The organism is Pseudomonas sp. M5, from assembly GCF_016907075.1.
Classification (GTDB): domain Bacteria; phylum Pseudomonadota; class Gammaproteobacteria; order Pseudomonadales; family Pseudomonadaceae; genus Aquipseudomonas; species Aquipseudomonas putida_E.
Genome location: NZ_JAFBBH010000001.1, coordinates 2,608,111 through 2,624,982, shown reverse-complemented (window position 1 = coordinate 2,624,982; position 16,872 = coordinate 2,608,111). Strand labels below are relative to the sequence as shown.

Genomic DNA, 16,872 nt, shown 5'->3' with positions numbered 1-16,872 from the left:
GAGCCGGCTTGCCGGCGAGAGGGCCGCTACCGGCTAACGCTCAATCAACGCTCACTCCGGAAAAGTCGTTGCGGCCAAAGGGGCTCACCTTGAAGCCGGCCACCTTGACGCTGAGCGGCTGGTTCACCGTGGAGTGCGCCACCGGCGTGATCGGCACCTGCTGTTTGAGGCGTTGCTGGGCCTGCTGGTACAGCACTGTGCGCTGCTCGCGGTCGGTTACCTGCTTGGCTTGCTTGACCAGGCTGTCGTACTGCCGGTCGCACCACTGCGAGTAGTTGTTGCTGCCGATGGCATCGCAGCTGTAGAGGGTGCCCAGCCAGTTATCCGGGTCGCCGTTGTCACCGGTCCAGCCGATCAGGGCGATGTCGTGCTCGCCGCTTTTCATGCGCTTGAGGTATTCGCCCCATTCATAACTGACGATGCGCACTTTCAAGCCCAGCTTGCTCCAGTCGGCCTGAAGCATCTCGGCCATGAGCTTGGCGTTGGGGTTGTACGGGCGCTGCACGGGCATGGCCCACAGGGTGACTTCGGTGCCTTCCTTGACCCCGGCCTGCTTGAGCAGCTGGCGGGCCTGCTCAGGGTCGTAGGGTGCGTCCTTTAAGCTGTCGTCATAGGACCATTGGGTTGGTGGCATGGCGTTGACTGCGCGTTGCCCCGAGTCCTGATACACCGCCTGCAGGATCGCCTGCTTGTTCACTGCCATGTCCATGGCCTGGCGTACCTCCAGGCGGTCGAACGGCGGGTGCTGGGTGTTGTAAGCGATATAGCCGAGGTTGAAGCCTGGTTGTTGCAGCACCTGCAGCTTGCTGTCCTGCTTGAGGGCTGGCAGGTCGGCCGGGCGTGGGTGCAGGGTGACCTGGCATTCGCCGCGGCGCAGCTTCTGGATGCGCACCGAGGGGTCGGTGTTGATCGAAAATACCAGGTTGTCGAGTTTCACCTCGTCCGGTGCCCAGTAGTCCTTGTTGCCTTTGAAGCGGATCTGCGAATCTTTCTGGTAGCGCTGGAACACGAACGGGCCGGTACCGATAGGCTGCTGGTTGATGTCGCTGGGGCGCCCGCTCGCCATCAGATGCTCGGCATATTCAGCCGAAAGCACCGAAGCGAAGCTCATCGCCAGGTTTTGCACGAAGGCGGCATCGACCTTGTTCAGGGTGAACACCACGGTCATCGGGCCGGTCTTTTCGATACCGGCGATGTTCTTGTCCAGGCCCATGCTGACGAAGTAGGGGAACTCGGTGGGGTAGGCCTGGCGGAACGGGTGCTCGCGGTCGAGCATGCGGTTGAAGGTGAACAGCACGTCATCGGCGTTGAAGTCGCGGCTGGGGGTGAATGCCTTGTTGGCGTGGAATTTCACCCCCTCGCGCAGGTGGAAGGTGTAGCGCAGGCCATCGTCGGATACTTCCCACTTCGTTGCCAGGGCGGGATGCACTGCCGTACCGCCGCGTTGAAATTCCACCAGGCGGTTGTAGATCGGTTCTGCCGCATCGTTGTCGGTGGCACTGGTGTATTGGGCTGTGTCGAACCCGGCCGGGCTACCCTCGGAGCAGAACACCAGGCTACTGGCCTGAGGGGCTGATGCCTGGCTCAGCAGGCCCACGGCGAGCAGCGTGGAAAACAGTGTGGTGTGGCGCATGGCAAATCCTTTTTTCCGTCTGTTTTTGCCGCTTCGGGATACGAAATGCGGCAACAGGGGCCCCAACCCCGGCGCGGGTAGCGCCGGGGGGAGTTCGAAGGGTGGAAGTGGGCGAGGGTGGTGCGTGTGCCCGGCGCTATTTCTCCACACTGACGCCGTAGAAGGAGTTCAGTGCGAACGGGCTGATCTTGAAGCCCTTCACCTTGGCACTCATCGGCTGGTAGACCGTGGAGTGGGCGATTGGCGTGATCGGTACCTGATCTTTGAGGATATGCTGCGCCTGTTTATACAGCTCGGTGCGCTTGGCCTGGTCGGAAGTGGCCTTGGCCTGCTTGATCAGGTCGTCGTAGGGCTTGTAGCACCACTTGGAGAAGTTGTTGCCCTCGATGGCATCACAGCCATACAGGGTGCCTAGCCAGTTGTCCGGGTCACCGTTGTCGCCGCTCCAGCCGATCAGCATGGCGCCTTGTTCGCCGCCTTTGGAACGTTTGATGTACTCGCCCCACTCGTAACTGACGATTTTCGCCTTGATGCCGACCTTGCCCCAGTCAGCCTGCAGCATCTCGGCCATCAGCTTGGCGTTGGGGTTGTACGGGCGTTGCACCGGCATGGCCCACAGGGTGATTTCGGTGCCTTCCTTGATCCCGGCTTCCTTGAGCAGTTGCTTGGCCTTTTCCGGGTCGTACGGCACATCCTTGATGCTTTCGTCGTAGGACCACTGGGTCGGCGGCATGGCATTGACGGCGAGCTGGCCGGCGCCCTGGTAGACCGATTCGATGATCTTCTGCTTGTCGACGGCCATGTCCAGTGCCTGGCGCACCTTCAGTTGAGCCAACGGGTTGGGTTGGTCACTGCCCTTGAGCTTGTCCATCACGTTGTAGGCGATGTAGCCCAGGTTGAAACCGGCCTGGTGCGGCATCTGCAGCTTGTCGTTGGCCTTGAGCGGCTCGATATCGGCAGGGCGCGGGAACAAGGTCACCTGGCACTCGTTCTTCTTCAGCTTCTGCATGCGCACCGAGGCGTCGGTGGTGATGGCGAAGATCAGGTTGTCGATCTTCACGTCCTCGGGTTTCCAGTAATCCTTGTTGCCCTTGAAGCGGATCTGGGCGTCCTTCTGGTACTTGCTGAACACGAACGGGCCGGTGCCGATCGGTTTCTGGTTGATGTCTGCAGCCTTGCCTTCTTTGAGCAACTGGTCGGCGTACTCGGCCGACTGCACGGAGGCAAAGCTCATCGCCAGGTTCTGGATGAACGCGGCGTCCACCTGGTTGAGGGTGAACCTGACGGTGTGCTCGTCGAGCTTCTCCACCTTGGCGATGTTGTTGTCCATGCCCATGTCGGTGAAGTAGGGGAACTCAGTGGGGTAGGCCTTACGGAACGGGTGATTCTTGTCGAGCATGCGGTTGAAGGTGAACAGCACGTCGTCTGCGTTGAATTCGCGGCTTGGCTTGAAGTAATCGGTGGTGTGGAACTTGACCCCTTCGCGCAGGTGGAAGGTGTAGGTCTTGCCGTCGTCGGACACCTCCCATTTGGTCGCCAGGCCGGGGATAACGGCGGTGCCGCCACGTTCGAACTGGGTCAGGCGGTTGAACACGGTCTCGGCCGAGGCGTCGAAGTCGGTTCCGGTGGTGTATTGCCCCGGGTCGAAGCCGGCGGGGCTGCCTTCGGAGCAGAACACCAGGTTGGACGCGGCGTGGGCAAGCGGAGCGCCGGTCAGCAAGCCTGCGCCGAGCAGGAACGGAATGACTGCGTGTTTGAGCATGGTGGCCTCATTGTTGTCATTTTTCTGATTCGAGGTGGCCTCGTGAGCCGACCTGCGGATACTTATGCAGGGTGTGTTCCCAATGCAACACTGCGAAGGATAGTTGGCGTCAGAAAAGTAGTACGGGCGTACATGGATGTCGCATATGTATAAATTTCGAGGGAGTTGAACGTTTGCGAGGGCAAAATGATGGCTTTTTGCGGGATGTTTCGCGGGAGGGAATTTGTAGGAAGCACTATTTGAGTGCGTAGGAAATGTCTCTATTTGTGCTGCTGGGGCGCAATGCGCCCCTTGTATCGCCTGCGTTGATCAAGGCATCTGCACTTCGATCAGGCCGTCTGCGTTCATGCTGACTTCGCTGGTACCCGCCTCGATATCCGGCGCCGGTGCTGCTTCGTCGGCACCCATGGCTTTCATGGCCATTGGCGCGCTGCGCAGATAGGGGCGTGGGTAGCCGCTGCTGTTGAGGTTCAGGCTGACCACTTTATAGCCCTTGCCACCCAGGGCTTCGGTGGCCAGTTGCGCGCGGGCCTTGAAGGCATTGACCGCATCCTTGAGCAAGGCGTCTTCGCTGGCCTTGCGCGTGGCCGGGGCGATGGAGAAATCCATGCCGCCCATCTTCAGGTCTTGCAGCAGGTCGGCACTGAGCTGAGAGAGGGCCGGGAAGTCGGCGCTTTCCAGGCGCACTTCGGCACGCTCGCGCCAGCCGGTGATCTTCTGCCCCTTGCTGTCGTAGACCGGGTAGCTGTTGCGGCTGCCCTGGCTGATTTTCACGTCCTTGACCTGGCGGGCCTGCTGCACGGCCTTGTTCATGGTTTCGGTGATCTGTTTGGCAAGCTTGCCCGGGTCGGTGTTCTGCGCTTCGCTATAAAGGGTCACGACCATCAGGTCGCGGGGCACTTCCTTGCTGACTTCTGCACGCAGCGATATCTGGTTGTAGCGCGGCTCATCAGCCGCCAGCGCCGGCAGGCTGGCGAGCAGGCCGCAGGTCAGGATCAGGGCAGCGCCGCGACGAGGGTTAGGCATGTGATACTCCTTGGCAATGAAAGGCGTGGGTTCTGGCCATCCATCCCACGCATGGCCCATCAGACCGGGATCAGTGTAGTGGGTTCAAAAGTGCCATCATGAAGCTGTGACAAACTGTGGCGCTTTGCCGCATCGCTGCAGCTGGGCGCGCGCCTTCGGTATACTCCAGCCGATTGTCCTGGAGCACTCATCAGGAGAGCTCATGCTCGCCGCCGCACAACCGCTGTCCGCTACCCGCCAGAACCTCTGGCGCCTGACTGTCATTCGCGTTCTGGTCCTGGCCGCTCAGGCAGGCTCGGTGGGCGTTGCCTACTGGACCGAACTGCTGCCGCTGCCGTGGTTTTCCCTGGCCGCGACCCTGGCTCTGTCGTCCCTGCTGTGCGCCTTCACCGCGTTGCGCTTGCGCCTGTCGCTGCCGGTCACCGAACTGGAATACGCGCTGCAACTGGCCTGCGACCTGCTGATCCACAGCGCGCTGCTTTATTACTCGGGCGGCTCGACCAACCCCTTCGTTTCCTATTACCTGGTGCCGCTGGCCATTGCCGCCGTGACCTTGCCCTGGCTCTACTCGCTGATCCTGTCGGGTATCGCCCTGACCGCCTACAGCCTGTTGCTGGTCCAGTTCTACCCGCTTGAAGGCCTGCCGATGGCGCGGGACAAGATGCAGGTCTACGGCATGTGGTTGAGCATCGCGCTGGCGGCTGCGGTGATCACCTTCTTCGCCGCGCGCATGGCCGAAGAGCTGCGCCGTCAGGAAAAACTGCGCTCCGAACGGCGCGAAGAAAGCCTGCGCGACGAACAATTGTTGGCCGTGGCCACCCAGGCCGCCGGTGCCGCCCATGAGCTGGGCACGCCGCTGGCGACCATGAGCGTGCTGCTCAACGAAATGCGCCAGGACCACGCCGACCCGCTGTTGCAGGAGGACCTGCAGATCCTTCAGGACCAGGTCAAGCTGTGCAAGGAAACCCTGCAGCAACTGGTGCGTGCCGCTGAAGCCAATCGCCGCCTGGCGATGGTGGAGCAGGACGTGACCGAGTGGCTCGATGAGGCGCTGAACCGTTGGCACCTGATGCGTCCGGAAGCCAGCTACCGCTTCCAGCGTCTGCGCGACGGCCAGGTGCCCCGCCTGACCCCGCCACCGGACCTGACCCAGGCGCTGCTGAACTTGTTGAACAATGCCGCCGATGCGTGCCCTGACGACCTGGAGGTACGCCTGGACTGGGACGCCCAGGACATCGTCATCAGCATCCGCGACCATGGCCCCGGCGTGCCGCCGGCCATTGCCGAAGCAATCGGCAAACCCTTCATTACCACCAAAGGCAAAGGCTTCGGCCTGGGCCTGTTCTTGAGCAAAGCCAGCGTGACCCGTGCGGGCGGTTCGGTGAAACTCTATAGTCATGAGCAGGGTGGCACCCTGACCGAACTGCGCCTGCCCCATGGCAAGCGAGGAGATGAATGATGAGCGAAGAAAACCAGGTCGAAAGCGAAGAGCTGCCGCACCTGCTGCTGGTGGATGACGATGCCACCTTCACGCGGGTCATGGCCCGTGCCATGAGCCGTCGCGGTTTCCGCGTGAGCACTGCAAGCTCCGCCGAGGAAGGTCTGGTCCTGGCGCAGAATGATCTGCCGGACTACGCCACGCTGGACTTGAAAATGGAGGGCGACTCCGGCCTGGTGCTGCTGCCCAAGCTGCTGGAGCTGGACCCGGAAATGCGCGTGGTGATCCTCACCGGCTACTCGAGCATTGCCACGGCGGTCGAGGCGGTCAAGCGCGGGGCGTGCAACTACCTGTGCAAACCGGCCGATGCCGACGATGTGCTGGCGGCACTGCTTTCGGAGCATACGGACCTGGATACGTTGGTGCCGGAAAACCCCATGTCGGTGGACCGCTTGCAGTGGGAGCACATCCAGCGCGTGCTCAGCGAGCACGAGGGCAATATCTCCGCTACCGCGCGGGCGCTGGGCATGCACCGGCGCACGTTGCAGCGCAAGCTGCAGAAACGGCCTGTGCGGCGCTAACTTATCCTGGCAGTACCGGCCCTATCGCCGGCAAGCCGGCCCACAGGTGCTCCACAGTATTCAGGCTTGATGGGGACCAGTGGGAGCCGGCTTGCCGGCGATAGGGCCTAACAGAAATTTCTTTATATTGCGGCTGATCCCCGCAACTCCTGACGCGTTGGCGTATCATTAGCCCCCTAACGGCAACCCTTCAGGATCGCTAGCGCATGCTCGCCCTTCTTATCCAGACGCTGAACATCACGGCGCCCGTCTTCGCCATGCTGTTCCTGGGCGTGCTGCTCAAACGCATTCACCTGATCGACGACAATTTCAACCGGGTTGCCTCGCAACTGGTGTTCAACGTCTGCATGCCTGCGCTGTTGTTCCTCGGCATCTACCATGCCGACCTGGCAACGGCGATCAAACCGGGTGTCATCCTCTATTTCGTCGCTGCCACGCTGGTCGGCTTCGCCGTGGCCTGGGGCCTGGCAATCTGGCGCAGCCCGCTGGCCGACCGCGGCATCTACACCCAGGGTGCGTTTCGCGGCAACAACGGCGTGATCGGCCTGGCCCTGGCCGCCAGCCTTTACGGGGACTACGGTATCTCGCTGGGGGCAGTGCTCGCAGGCCTGGTGATCCTCCTGTACAACTCGCTTTCAGCCGTAGTGCTGGCGGTATACAGCCCGGACCTGAAGTCCGACCCGTGGAGCATCTGCAAGAGCATTTTCAGCAACCCGCTGATCATCAGCGTGCTACTGGCCACGCCCATGGCCTACGGGCAGGTACCCCTGCCCAACTGGTTGCTCACCTCGGGCGACTACCTCGCGCAGATGACCCTGCCGCTGGCGCTGATCTGTATCGGTGGCACCCTGTCGCTCAACGCCCTGCGCGACAGCGGCAAGTTGGCCATCGATGCCAGCCTGGTGAAGATGCTCTGGTTGCCGCTGTTCGGCACGCTCGGTGCCTGGCTCTGCGGTTTTCGCGGGGCCGAGCTGGGCATTCTGTTCCTGTACATTGGCAGCCCCACTGCGGCGGCCAGTTACGTCATGGCACGGGCAGCCAACGGCAATCACGAACTGGCGGCATCGATCATCGTGATCACTACGCTAATGGCGGCGATCACCACCAATATTGGTATTTTCATCTTGCAGTGGGGCGGATGGATCTAGATCCTTGACTGCATACCTCAAAAAACACTGCCTCACTGAGCTTAAGGACACTTCATGCAAGACCAGAGCACGCCCGAGCGGTTGCAGCGCGGGCTGAAGAATCGCCATATCCAGCTGATCGCGCTGGGCGGTGCCATCGGTACCGGGTTGTTCCTGGGTATCGCCCAGACCATCCAGCTGGCGGGCCCCTCCGTTTTGCTGGGCTATGCCATCGCTGGCCTGATGGCTTTCTTCATCATGCGCCAGTTGGGCGAAATGGTGGTCGAAGAGCCGGTAGCCGGCAGTTTCAGCCACTTCGCACACCAATACTGGAGTGAGTTCGCAGGCTTCGTCTCGGGCTGGAACTACTGGGTGGTGTATGTGCTCGTGGGTATGGCCGAGCTCACCGCCGTTGGCATCTATGTGCAGTACTGGTGGCCGGAGTTTCCCACCTGGGCCACGGCGGCGATCTTCTTCGTGGTGATCAACCTGATCAACCTGACCCAGGTCAAGGTCTATGGCGAGATGGAGTTCTGGTTCGCCCTGGTCAAGGTGGTGGCCATCGTCAGCATGATCGGTTTCGGCGCGTGGCTGCTGAGCAGTGGCCACGGCGGCCCGGACGCCAGTGTGGCCAACCTGTGGCAATACGGCGGGTTTTTCCCCAATGGCGTCACCGGGCTGGTGATGGCGCTGGCGGTGATCATGTTCTCCTTTGGTGGCCTGGAGCTGGTGGGCATCACGGCCGCCGAAGCGGACAACCCGCGCCAGAGCATTCCCAAGGCAACCAACCAGGTGGTTTACCGTATCCTGATTTTCTACATCGGCGCGCTGGCGGTGCTGTTGTCGCTGTACCCGTGGCAGAAGGTCGTGCAGGGTGGCAGCCCGTTCGTGATGATCTTCCACGAACTGGACAGCGACCTGGTGGCGACCATCCTCAATATCGTGGTGCTGACAGCTGCGCTGTCGGTCTACAACAGTTGCGTGTACGCCAACAGCCGTATGTTGTTCGGCCTGGCCAGCCAGGGCGACGCACCACGCCAGCTGCTCAAGGTCAGCCGCAGCGGTGTGCCACTGACTGCGTTGGGCGTGTCGGCTTTCGCTACGGGCATGTGCGTGGTGATCAACTACCTGATGCCGGGTGATGCATTCGGCCTGCTGATGGCGCTGGCGGTGTCGGCGCTGGTGATCAACTGGGCGAGCATCAGCATTACCCACCTGAAGTTCCGCAAGGCCAAGCTGGCGGCAGGTATCCAGCCGTTCTACCAGAGCTGGGGGCACCCGTTCACCAACTACCTGTGCCTGGCATTTATCGTGCTGATTCTGGTGGTGATGTACCTGACCCCGCCGATTCGTATTTCGGTGATGCTGATACCCGGGTGGATTGCGCTGCTTTGGGTAGCGTTCCGGTTGAAGAAAGCCCGGCAGGCTTGAGTCAGGGTGCATGTCTTGAGTGGTGCGGCGCGCCACCCAAGCCATGCACTTCGTCGCGACACCACCTTCCCGCCGTTAGTGCTGCCGCCGCCAGGCCCTCACAGTGGTGTACAAAAGCACCAGGCCGAGCACTGGCAGAACGTAGAAGAGCATCAGCCGTTCCAGGCGGCCGGCCAGCGGCATGCCGATGGTGAACGCCACCACGTGCAGCCCGTAGACCAGGTAAAGGCCAAGTAATACCAGCCCTTCGGCCCGGGTAATCCGGTACCCGGAGTAGAACACTGGCAGGCTCAGCGCCGCGACGCCGAGCATTACCGGAAGGTCGAAGCCCAGTGCGTTTGGCGATATGGTCAGCGGCTCGGGTGTAGTCAGTGCGGTCAGGCCTAGCACCGCCAGCAGATTGAACAGGTTGCTGCCGATCACCGTGCCCACGGCGATCTCCCGTTCCCCTCGCAGGGCGGCAATCAGCGCCGCAGCCAGTTCGGGCAGTGACGTGCACACCGCGACAACGGTCAAGCCGATGATGCGTTCAGACAAGCCCAGGTCGGTCGCGACTTCGACCGCCGCTTCCAGCAGCAAGTGGCCGGCCAGGCTGAGCAGGCCGAAGCCGAACGCCACTTGCAGCAGTGTGCCGGTCCAGAAGCGCCCGGCGCTGCTGGCCAGCGCACGCGGTGCAGGGTAAGTGCGGGCATAGTGGCGCGACTGGTGCCAGAGCATGACCAGATACCCCACGAGGCCTGATAGCAGCACCAGCCCTTCCACGCGCCCCAGATGGCCGTTGGCGGCCAGCGCATAGACCAGTGCGCTGGCGAGGATCATCAGTGGAATGTCCAAGCGCACCAGTTGGCGGGACACGCGTAGCGGGATGATCAATGCAGCCAGGCCAAGGATCACCAGAACATTGAAGATGTTACTGCCGATCACGCTGCCCACGGCCACATCGGGCGCGCCCTGATAGGCGGCCTGCAGGCTGACGGTCAGCTGTGGCGCCGTACTGCCGAATGCCACCAGGCTCAGGCCAATGATCAGCGGCCGTACGTGTACACGCTGTGCCAGGCGAAGGGCGGCACGCACCAGCAGTTCGGCGCCGGCCACCAGCAACAGCAAGGCTATGCCCAGTTGCAGGAGGCTGAAGGTGGGGAGGGTGGCCAGGTCGAAAATGGTTGGAACTCCGTTGCGTCAGTCGCTTAGACCTTGTACCCGCACGCGCGCCGTTCCGCTACGGATCATGCCGATTTTTTCTGCTGCAGCGCGCGACAGGTCGATCAGCCGGCCGCGTGTGTGCGGGCCGCGGTCATTGATGCGGACCACCACGCTGCGTTGGTTGGCGAGGTTGGTGACCAGTACCCGGGTGCCGAAGGGCAGGCTGCGATGCGCTGCGGTCAGGCCGTGCTGGTTGAAGGCTTCGCCGCTGGCGGTGCGTTTGCCGTGGTGGCGGGCGCCGTAATAGGAGGCGGTGCCGGTCTGGTTGTAACCACGGGGGTCGATGTCGTGGCTGGCGCAGCCGGCCAACAGGGAAAACAGGGCCAGGGTGGCGATGGATCTTTTTAGCAAGGTGATGCTCCGGTGCTGCCATTGGGCGCGCTTGGCGGCGCGGTGGCTGTAGGAGCCGCCTTGTGTCGCGAAAGGGCCGCAGCGCGGCCCCATGGCCAGGTCACTGCATAAGCCTTTGGGGCTGCTTTGCAGCCCTTTCGCGACACGAGGCCGCTCCTACAAAGCTCACCCTTCGAGCTTGGCCTTGAGCAATTGGTTCACTTGCCCCGGGTTGGCCTTGCCCTTGGAGGCTTTCATCGCCTGGCCGACGAAGAAGCCGAACATCTTGCCGCGCTTGGCTTCATCGGCGGCGCGGTACTGTTCGACCTGCTCGGCGTTGGCAGCAAGCACTTCATCGAGCATCTTGTCGATCGCGCCGGTATCGGTGACCTGTTTCAGGCCTTTGCTCTCGATGATGCTGTCGGCATCGCCTTCACCGGCGGCCATGGCCTCGAACACGGTCTTAGCGATCTTGCCGCTGATGGTGTTGTCGCGGATACGCAGCAGCATGCCACCGAGCTGCTCGGCACTGACCGGTGCCTGGTCGATCTCGATACCCAGCTTGTTCAGCAGGCTGCCCAGTTCGACCATGACCCAGTTGGCTGCCAGTTTGGCGTCGCCGCCAATCTTCACCACCTGCTCGAAGTAGTCCGCCTGTTCACGGCTGGAGGCCAGCACGTTGGCGTCGTAGGCCGACAGGCCATACTGGCTCTGGAAGCGCTCGACCTTCTGCGGTGGCAGCTCCGGCAAACCGGCACGGATGGTTTCGAGGAAACTGTCCTCGATCACCACCGGCAGCAGGTCCGGGTCGGGGAAGTAACGGTAGTCGTTGGCTTCCTCCTTGCTGCGCATGGATCGGGTCTCGTCCTTGTTCGGGTCGTACAGGCGGGTTTCCTGAACCACCTTGCCGCCATCTTCGATCAGGTCGATCTGGCGCTGGATTTCGCTGTTGATCGCGCGCTCGATGAAGCGGAACGAGTTGACGTTCTTGATCTCGCAGCGGGTGCCGAACTCGGCCTGGCCTTTGGGCCGGATCGAGACGTTGCAGTCGCAGCGCAGCGAGCCTTCAGCCATGTTGCCGTCGCAGATGCCCAGGTACCGCACCAGCGCGTGGATCGCCTTGACGTAGGCCACGGCCTCCTTGGCGCTGCGCATGTCCGGTTCGGAGACGATTTCCAGCAGCGGGGTGCCGGCACGGTTCAGGTCGATACCGGTGGAGCCGCTGAAGTCTTCGTGCAGGCTCTTGCCGGCGTCTTCTTCCAGGTGCGCGCGGGTTACGCCGATGCGCTTGATGGTGCCGTCTTCCAGGGCGATGTCCAGGTGGCCCTTGCCGACGATCGGCAAGTCCATCTGGCTGATCTGATAGCCCTTGGGCAGGTCGGGGTAGAAGTAGTTCTTGCGCGCGAACACGTTGCGCTTGCCGATCTGGGCATCGATCGCCAGGCCGAACATGCAGGCCATGCGCACGGCTTCCTGGTTCAGCACCGGCAGTACGCCGGGCATGCCAAGGTCAACCAGGCTCGCCTGGGTGTTCGGCTCGGAGCCGAAGGTGGTGGCGCTGCCGGAAAAGATCTTCGACTGGGTGGCCAGCTGGGTATGGATTTCCAGCCCGATCACAACTTCCCATTGCATGTGTGAATTCCTCAGAAGCCGTTGGGGGCGCGGGTGTGCCAGTCGGTGACCTGCTGGTAGCGGTGCGCGACATTGAGCAGGCGGCCTTCCTGGAAGTACGGAGCCAGCAGCTGCACGCCGACCGGCAGGCCATCGACGAAGCCGGCTGGCATCGACAGGCCCGGCAGGCCCGCCAGGTTGGCGGTGATGGTGTAGACGTCTTCAAGGTATGCCGCGACCGGGTCGCTGCTCTTGGCGCCCAGCTTCCAGGCCGGGTTGGGCGTGGTCGGGCCAAGGATCAGGTCGACGCCTTCGAAGGCGGCCATGAAGTCGTTCTTGATCAGGCGGCGGATCTGCTGCGCCTTGACGTAGTAGGCGTCGTAGTAGCCAGCCGACAGGGCGTAGGTACCGACCATGATGCGGCGCTGGACTTCGGCACCGAAGCCTTCGCCACGGGAGCGCTTGTACAGGTCGGTCAGGTCTTTGGGTGCGTCGCAGCGGTAGCCGAAGCGCACGCCGTCGAATCGCGACAGGTTGGAAGAGGCTTCGGCCGGCGCGATCACGTAATACGCAGGGATTGCGTGCTGCATGTTCGGCAGGCTGATTTCCTTGACCACTGCGCCGAGCTTTTCCAGCTCCTTGACGCTGGCCTGGACCAGTTCGGCGATGCGCGGGTCGAGGCCGGCGCCGAAGTACTCTTTCGGCAGGCCGATGCGCAGGCCTTGCAGCGAGGCATTCAGGTTGGCGCTGTAGTCCGGCACCGGCTCGTCAATGCTGGTGGAGTCCTTGGCGTCGAAACCGGCCATGCCTTGCAGCAGCAGCGCGCAGTCTTCGGCGGTGCGGGCAAGCGGGCCACCCTGGTCGAGGCTGGAGGCATAGGCGATCATGCCCCAGCGCGAAACGCGACCGTACGTCGGTTTTAGGCCTGTGAGGTTGGTCAGTGCTGCCGGCTGTCGGATCGAGCCGCCGGTATCGGTGCCGGTGGTCGCCGGCAGCAGGCGGGCAGCCACGGCCGCAGCGGAGCCGCCGGACGAGCCGCCTGGCACGTGCTCGAGGTTCCAGGGGTTTTTCACCGCGCCATAGTGGCTGGATTCGTTGGCAGACCCCATGGCGAATTCGTCCATGTTGGTCTTGCCCAGGGTGACCATGCCGGCCTCGGCCAGCTTGGCGACCACGGTGGCGTCATACGGCGCCTTGAAGTTGTCGAGCATCTTCGAGCCGCAGCTGGTGCGTACGCCGTTGGTGCAGAACAGGTCCTTGTGGGCGATAGGGGCGCCCAGCAGTGCGCCGGTCTCACCGGCGGCGCGACGGGCGTCGGCGGCACGGGCCTGGCCCAGGGCCAGCTCCTCGGTGACGCTGATGAAGCTGTTGAGTTGCGGGTCGAGCTGCTGGATGCGCGCCAGCAGGGCGCCGGTCAGCTCTTCGGAGGAAAACGACTTGTCGGCGAGCCCGCGGGCGATCTCGGCCAGGGTCAATTGATGCATGGCAGGCACTATCCCTTACTCGATGACTTTGGGAACCAGGTACAGACCGCTTTCGGTCTTTGGTGCGATGGCTTGGTAGGCATCGCGCTGGTTGCTTTCGGTGACCTGGTCGGGACGCAGGCGCTGGCTGGCCTCCAGGGGGTGGGCCAGGGGCTCGATGCCGGTGGTGTCGACCGCTTGCATCTGGTCGACCAGCCCGAGAATGCTGTTCAGTGCATCGGTAATGCGTGGCAGTTCGCCTTCATTCAGGCCCAGGCGGGCCAGATGGGCGATCTTTTCCACGTCGCAGCGTTCAAGCGCCATGGGTATCTCCAGGGGAAACAAAGAACGGAATAAGGTCCGTGATGAGGAACATGTCGGCATTCTGGCGGTCATACGGCCGCGATCATCTGCTGGCGTGCTCGGAAAAACGACCAATTTAACATATTGGCTCCTTGCCCAAAATCCCTGCCATTGTTAGAGTTTGCCGCACTTTTTTACCCACGCTTTCCCCAGGGTCACTTTCCCATGTTCAAGAAACTGCGTGGCATGTTTTCCAGCGATCTCTCCATCGACCTGGGTACTGCCAACACCCTTATCTACGTGCGTGAGCGCGGTATCGTCCTGAATGAGCCCTCGGTAGTTGCCATCCGTACCCACGGCAACCAGAAAAGCGTCGTCGCCGTCGGTACCGAAGCCAAACGCATGCTGGGCCGTACGCCCGGCAACATTGCTGCCATTCGTCCGATGAAGGACGGCGTCATCGCCGACTTCAGCGTTTGTGAAAAAATGTTGCAGTACTTCATCAACAAGGTTCACGAGAACAGCTTCCTGCAGCCCAGCCCTCGCGTGCTGATCTGCGTGCCGTGCAAATCGACCCAGGTAGAGCGCCGCGCCATTCGCGAATCGGCTCTGGGTGCCGGTGCCCGTGAAGTGTTCCTGATCGAAGAGCCAATGGCCGCTGCCATCGGTGCGGGCCTGCCGGTCGAAGAAGCCCGTGGCTCGATGGTCGTCGATATCGGTGGTGGTACCACTGAAATCGCCCTGATCTCGCTCAATGGCGTGGTCTACGCCGAGTCTGTCCGCGTTGGCGGCGACCGCTTCGACGAGGCCATCGTCACCTATGTGCGCCGCAACTACGGCAGCCTGATCGGCGAATCCACTGCCGAACGCATCAAGCAGGAAATCGGTACCGCCTACCCGGGCGGCGAAGTGCGTGAAGTCGACGTGCGCGGCCGCAACCTGGCCGAAGGCGTGCCACGTGCCTTCACCCTGAACTCCAACGAAGTGCTCGAAGCCCTGCAGGAGTCGCTGGCGACCATCGTTCAGGCCGTCAAGAGCGCCCTGGAGCAGTCTCCGCCGGAGCTGGCCTCCGACATCGCCGAGCGTGGCCTGGTGCTGACCGGTGGTGGCGCGCTGCTGCGCGACCTCGACAAGCTGCTGGCCCAGGAAACCGGCTTGCCGGTGATCGTTGCCGAGGACCCGCTGACCTGCGTGGCCCGTGGCGGCGGTCGCGCCCTGGAGATGATGGACAAGCACGCGATGGACCTGCTCTCCAGCGAGTGATCGAGCGCCCGGTTTACAGGTGGCACGCGCAGTGCTACCTGTATGCGTTGGGCTGGCGTCCGTTGGGGCGCCGCTTCCGTCAACCCGCAACCAGGCTGGTGCGTTGTCCCATGTCCAATGACTTCCTGAGTCGTCCACGAGGAACGGCCCATTAAACCGCTTTTCTCCAAGGGCCCTTCGCTGGGCGTGCGCCTGCTCGTACTGGTGGTGCTTTCGGTCGCGCTGATGGTGGTCGATGCGCGCTTTGACCTGCTCAAGCCCGTGCGCAGCCAGATGGGCCTGGTACTGATGGAATCGTACTGGATCACCGACTTGCCTCAGCGGATGTGGCAAGGTGTTGCGGGCCAGTTCGGCAGCCGTAACGAACTGATCGCGGAAAACGAGAAACTCAAGACCGAAGCCCTGCTGCTGCAGGGGCGCCTGCAGAAGCTGGCGGCCCTGACCGAGCAGAACGTGCGCCTGCGCGAGTTGCTCAACTCCTCTGCACTGGTCAACGAGAAGGTCGAGGTGGCTGAGCTGATCGGCGTCGACCCCAACCCGTTCACCCACCGTATCCTGATCAACAAAGGCGAGCGCGACGGTGTGTTCCTTGGCCAGCCGGTGCTCGATGCCCGCGGCCTGATGGGCCAGGTGGTCGAGCTGATGCCCTACACCGCACGAGTGTTGCTGCTGACCGACACCACCCACAGCATCCCGGTACAGGTCAACCGTAACGGCCTGCGCGCGATTGCCAGCGGTACTGGCAACCCGGAGCGTCTGGAGCTGCGTCATGTTGCCGACACGGCTGACATCAAGGAAGGCGACTTGCTGGTGAGCTCCGGCATGGGCCAGCGCTTCCCGGCCGGCTACCCGGTGGCCACGGTCAACGAAGTGATCCATGACTCCGGCCAGCCGTTCGCCATCGTTCGCGCCATTCCTACCGCCGCACTCAACCGCAGCCGCTACATGCTGCTGGTGTTCAGCGACCGGCGTTCTCCGGAGCAGCGTGCCACCGACGCGGCGCTCGCCCAGGAAGAGGCGGACCGCAAGGGCGCAGCGAACCCTGCCCAGCCTGGCGCCAATGGCGAACAGGCTGCCCCCGGCACGCCTGCAGCGGCAGCGCCGGCCCCGGCCACGCCGGCGGTACCTGCCACAGCGGCCCCGGCCCCGGCACCCGCCAGCCCTGCCGCAGCGCCTGCGGCACCCGCCCAGCCTCGGAGGCAATGATGGCCAAAACGCGCCGTAACCACGGGTGGGTCATCTGGCTGACCTTCGCCATTGGCCTGCTACTCAGCGTCTCGCCCATGCCACCGTTTCTCGAGGTGTTCCGGCCCATGTGGCTGGCGATGCTGGTGTCGTTCTGGACGCTCATGGTCCCGAACAAGGTCGGCATGACCACTGCGTTCGTGCTGGGCCTGGCCGAGGACGTGCTGTACGGCACGCTGCTCGGGCAGAATGCCCTGGTCCTGACCCTGATCACCTTCCTGGTGCTGTCGCTGCAGCAGCGTCTGCGCATGTTCCCGATGTGGCAGCAGAGCCTGGTAATCCTGGTGATCTTCGGTATCGCCCAGCTGATCCAGTTGTGGCTCAGTGCGCTCACCGGCAACCGTTTGCCGACGCTGGCGCTGGTCTGGTCGGCGGTCATCAGCGCCTTGCTCTGGCCGTGGATCAGCTTCGCCCTGCGTGATCTGCGCCGGCGTTTGCATATCAACTGACGGCGCC

15 protein-coding genes are annotated in these 16,872 nt (G+C 62.8%); 7 read left to right on the top strand and 8 right to left on the bottom strand.

Annotated elements, in window-relative coordinates; all coding sequences use genetic code 11:
* Positions 1–40 precede the first annotated feature (40 nt).
* The 3 genes from JOE27_RS11980 to JOE27_RS11970 form a co-directional block, all read right to left on the bottom strand.
* Positions 41–1,633, bottom strand: coding sequence for an ABC transporter substrate-binding protein (locus JOE27_RS11980; protein ID WP_119687733.1), 1,593 nt, complete (start codon positions 1,631–1,633; stop codon positions 41–43).
* A gap of 136 nt (positions 1,634–1,769) precedes the next feature.
* Positions 1,770–3,395, bottom strand: coding sequence for an ABC transporter substrate-binding protein (locus JOE27_RS11975; protein ID WP_046784459.1), 1,626 nt, complete (start codon positions 3,393–3,395; stop codon positions 1,770–1,772).
* 309 nt (positions 3,396–3,704) lie between these two features.
* Positions 3,705–4,421: an SIMPL domain-containing protein gene (locus JOE27_RS11970; RefSeq protein WP_204918824.1), complete on the bottom strand. Its 717-nt coding sequence runs from the start codon at positions 4,419–4,421 to the stop codon at positions 3,705–3,707.
* Positions 4,422–4,623: 202 nt separating this feature from the next.
* Here JOE27_RS11970 and JOE27_RS11965 point away from each other — a divergent pair, with 202 nt between their 5' ends.
* From JOE27_RS11965 to JOE27_RS11950, 4 genes are all read left to right on the top strand, one after another.
* Complete coding sequence (locus JOE27_RS11965; protein ID WP_046784457.1) at positions 4,624–5,880, top strand: ATP-binding protein; 1,257 nt, start codon at positions 4,624–4,626, stop codon at positions 5,878–5,880.
* Positions 5,880–6,440 carry a response regulator transcription factor gene (locus JOE27_RS11960; RefSeq protein WP_039604181.1) on the top strand — a complete coding sequence of 187 codons (561 nt, stop codon included), beginning with the start codon at positions 5,880–5,882 and terminating at the stop codon, positions 6,438–6,440. Before JOE27_RS11965 ends, JOE27_RS11960 begins: the two co-directional genes overlap by 1 nt.
* Positions 6,441–6,646: 206 nt before the next feature.
* Complete coding sequence (locus JOE27_RS11955; RefSeq protein ID WP_046784456.1) at positions 6,647–7,588, top strand: AEC family transporter; 942 nt, start codon at positions 6,647–6,649, stop codon at positions 7,586–7,588.
* Positions 7,589–7,642: 54 nt separating this feature from the next.
* Entirely contained in the window at positions 7,643–8,998 is a 1,356-nt protein-coding gene (locus JOE27_RS11950) for an amino acid permease (protein ID WP_046784455.1), read from the top strand.
* Positions 8,999–9,073: 75 nt separating this feature from the next.
* Here JOE27_RS11950 and JOE27_RS11945 read toward each other — a convergent pair whose 3' ends face one another.
* The 5 genes from JOE27_RS11945 to gatC all read right to left on the bottom strand — a co-directional run bounded on the left by JOE27_RS11945 (position 9,074) and on the right by gatC (position 13,929).
* Complete coding sequence (locus JOE27_RS11945) at positions 9,074–10,117, bottom strand: calcium/sodium antiporter (RefSeq protein WP_046784454.1); 1,044 nt, start codon at positions 10,115–10,117, stop codon at positions 9,074–9,076.
* A gap of 60 nt (positions 10,118–10,177) precedes the next feature.
* Positions 10,178–10,552, bottom strand: coding sequence for a septal ring lytic transglycosylase RlpA family protein (locus JOE27_RS11940; RefSeq protein ID WP_115275495.1), 375 nt, complete (start codon positions 10,550–10,552; stop codon positions 10,178–10,180).
* Positions 10,553–10,717: 165 nt separating this feature from the next.
* Positions 10,718–12,163, bottom strand: a complete 1,446-nt coding sequence (gene gatB / locus JOE27_RS11935; protein ID WP_039603446.1) for an Asp-tRNA(Asn)/Glu-tRNA(Gln) amidotransferase subunit GatB — start codon at positions 12,161–12,163, stop codon at positions 10,718–10,720.
* An 11-nt stretch (positions 12,164–12,174) separates the two neighbouring features.
* Positions 12,175–13,626 (bottom strand): Asp-tRNA(Asn)/Glu-tRNA(Gln) amidotransferase subunit GatA, encoded by a 1,452-nt coding sequence (gatA, locus tag JOE27_RS11930; RefSeq protein ID WP_115273939.1) that lies wholly within the window; start codon positions 13,624–13,626, stop codon positions 12,175–12,177.
* Positions 13,627–13,641: 15 nt separating this feature from the next.
* Positions 13,642–13,929 carry an Asp-tRNA(Asn)/Glu-tRNA(Gln) amidotransferase subunit GatC gene (gene gatC / locus JOE27_RS11925; protein WP_012316094.1) on the bottom strand — a complete coding sequence of 96 codons (288 nt, stop codon included), beginning with the start codon at positions 13,927–13,929 and terminating at the stop codon, positions 13,642–13,644.
* Between the two features lie 204 nt (positions 13,930–14,133).
* Between gatC and mreB the strand changes: the two genes are divergently transcribed.
* The 3 genes from mreB to mreD all read left to right on the top strand — a co-directional run bounded on the left by mreB (position 14,134) and on the right by mreD (position 16,865).
* Positions 14,134–15,171, top strand: a complete 1,038-nt coding sequence (mreB, locus tag JOE27_RS11920; protein WP_003255163.1) for a rod shape-determining protein MreB — start codon at positions 14,134–14,136, stop codon at positions 15,169–15,171.
* Between the two features lie 150 nt (positions 15,172–15,321).
* A complete protein-coding gene (gene mreC / locus JOE27_RS11915) occupies positions 15,322–16,377 on the top strand; it encodes a rod shape-determining protein MreC (protein ID WP_204920634.1) in 1,056 nt (351 codons plus the stop codon).
* Positions 16,377–16,865, top strand: coding sequence for a rod shape-determining protein MreD (gene mreD / locus JOE27_RS11910; RefSeq protein ID WP_012316092.1), 489 nt, complete (start codon positions 16,377–16,379; stop codon positions 16,863–16,865). The genes mreC and mreD overlap by 1 nt, the downstream gene beginning before the upstream one ends.
* Positions 16,866–16,872: the final 7 nt, after the last annotated feature.

Bases quoted from the DNA above. Each gene is read 5' to 3' on its own strand.
- gatC (WP_012316094.1), bottom strand. From the start codon at position 13,929: ATGGCGCTTGAACGCTGCGACGTGGAAAAGATCGCCCATCTGGCCCGC.
- JOE27_RS11975 (WP_046784459.1), bottom strand. From the start codon at position 3,395: ATGCTCAAACACGCAGTCATTCCGTTCCTGCTCGGCGCAGGCTTGCTG.
- mreD (WP_012316092.1), top strand. From the start codon at position 16,377: ATGGCCAAAACGCGCCGTAACCACGGGTGGGTCATCTGGCTGACCTTC.
- gatA (WP_115273939.1), bottom strand. From the start codon at position 13,626: ATGCATCAATTGACCCTGGCCGAGATCGCCCGCGGGCTCGCCGACAAG.
- mreB (WP_003255163.1), top strand. From the start codon at position 14,134: ATGTTCAAGAAACTGCGTGGCATGTTTTCCAGCGATCTCTCCATCGAC.
- JOE27_RS11965 (WP_046784457.1), top strand. From the start codon at position 4,624: ATGCTCGCCGCCGCACAACCGCTGTCCGCTACCCGCCAGAACCTCTGG.
- JOE27_RS11970 (WP_204918824.1), bottom strand. From the start codon at position 4,421: ATGCCTAACCCTCGTCGCGGCGCTGCCCTGATCCTGACCTGCGGCCTG.
- JOE27_RS11980 (WP_119687733.1), bottom strand. From the start codon at position 1,633: ATGCGCCACACCACACTGTTTTCCACGCTGCTCGCCGTGGGCCTGCTG.
- gatB (WP_039603446.1), bottom strand. From the start codon at position 12,163: ATGCAATGGGAAGTTGTGATCGGGCTGGAAATCCATACCCAGCTGGCC.
- JOE27_RS11950 (WP_046784455.1), top strand. From the start codon at position 7,643: ATGCAAGACCAGAGCACGCCCGAGCGGTTGCAGCGCGGGCTGAAGAAT.
- JOE27_RS11955 (WP_046784456.1), top strand. From the start codon at position 6,647: ATGCTCGCCCTTCTTATCCAGACGCTGAACATCACGGCGCCCGTCTTC.
- JOE27_RS11960 (WP_039604181.1), top strand. From the start codon at position 5,880: ATGAGCGAAGAAAACCAGGTCGAAAGCGAAGAGCTGCCGCACCTGCTG.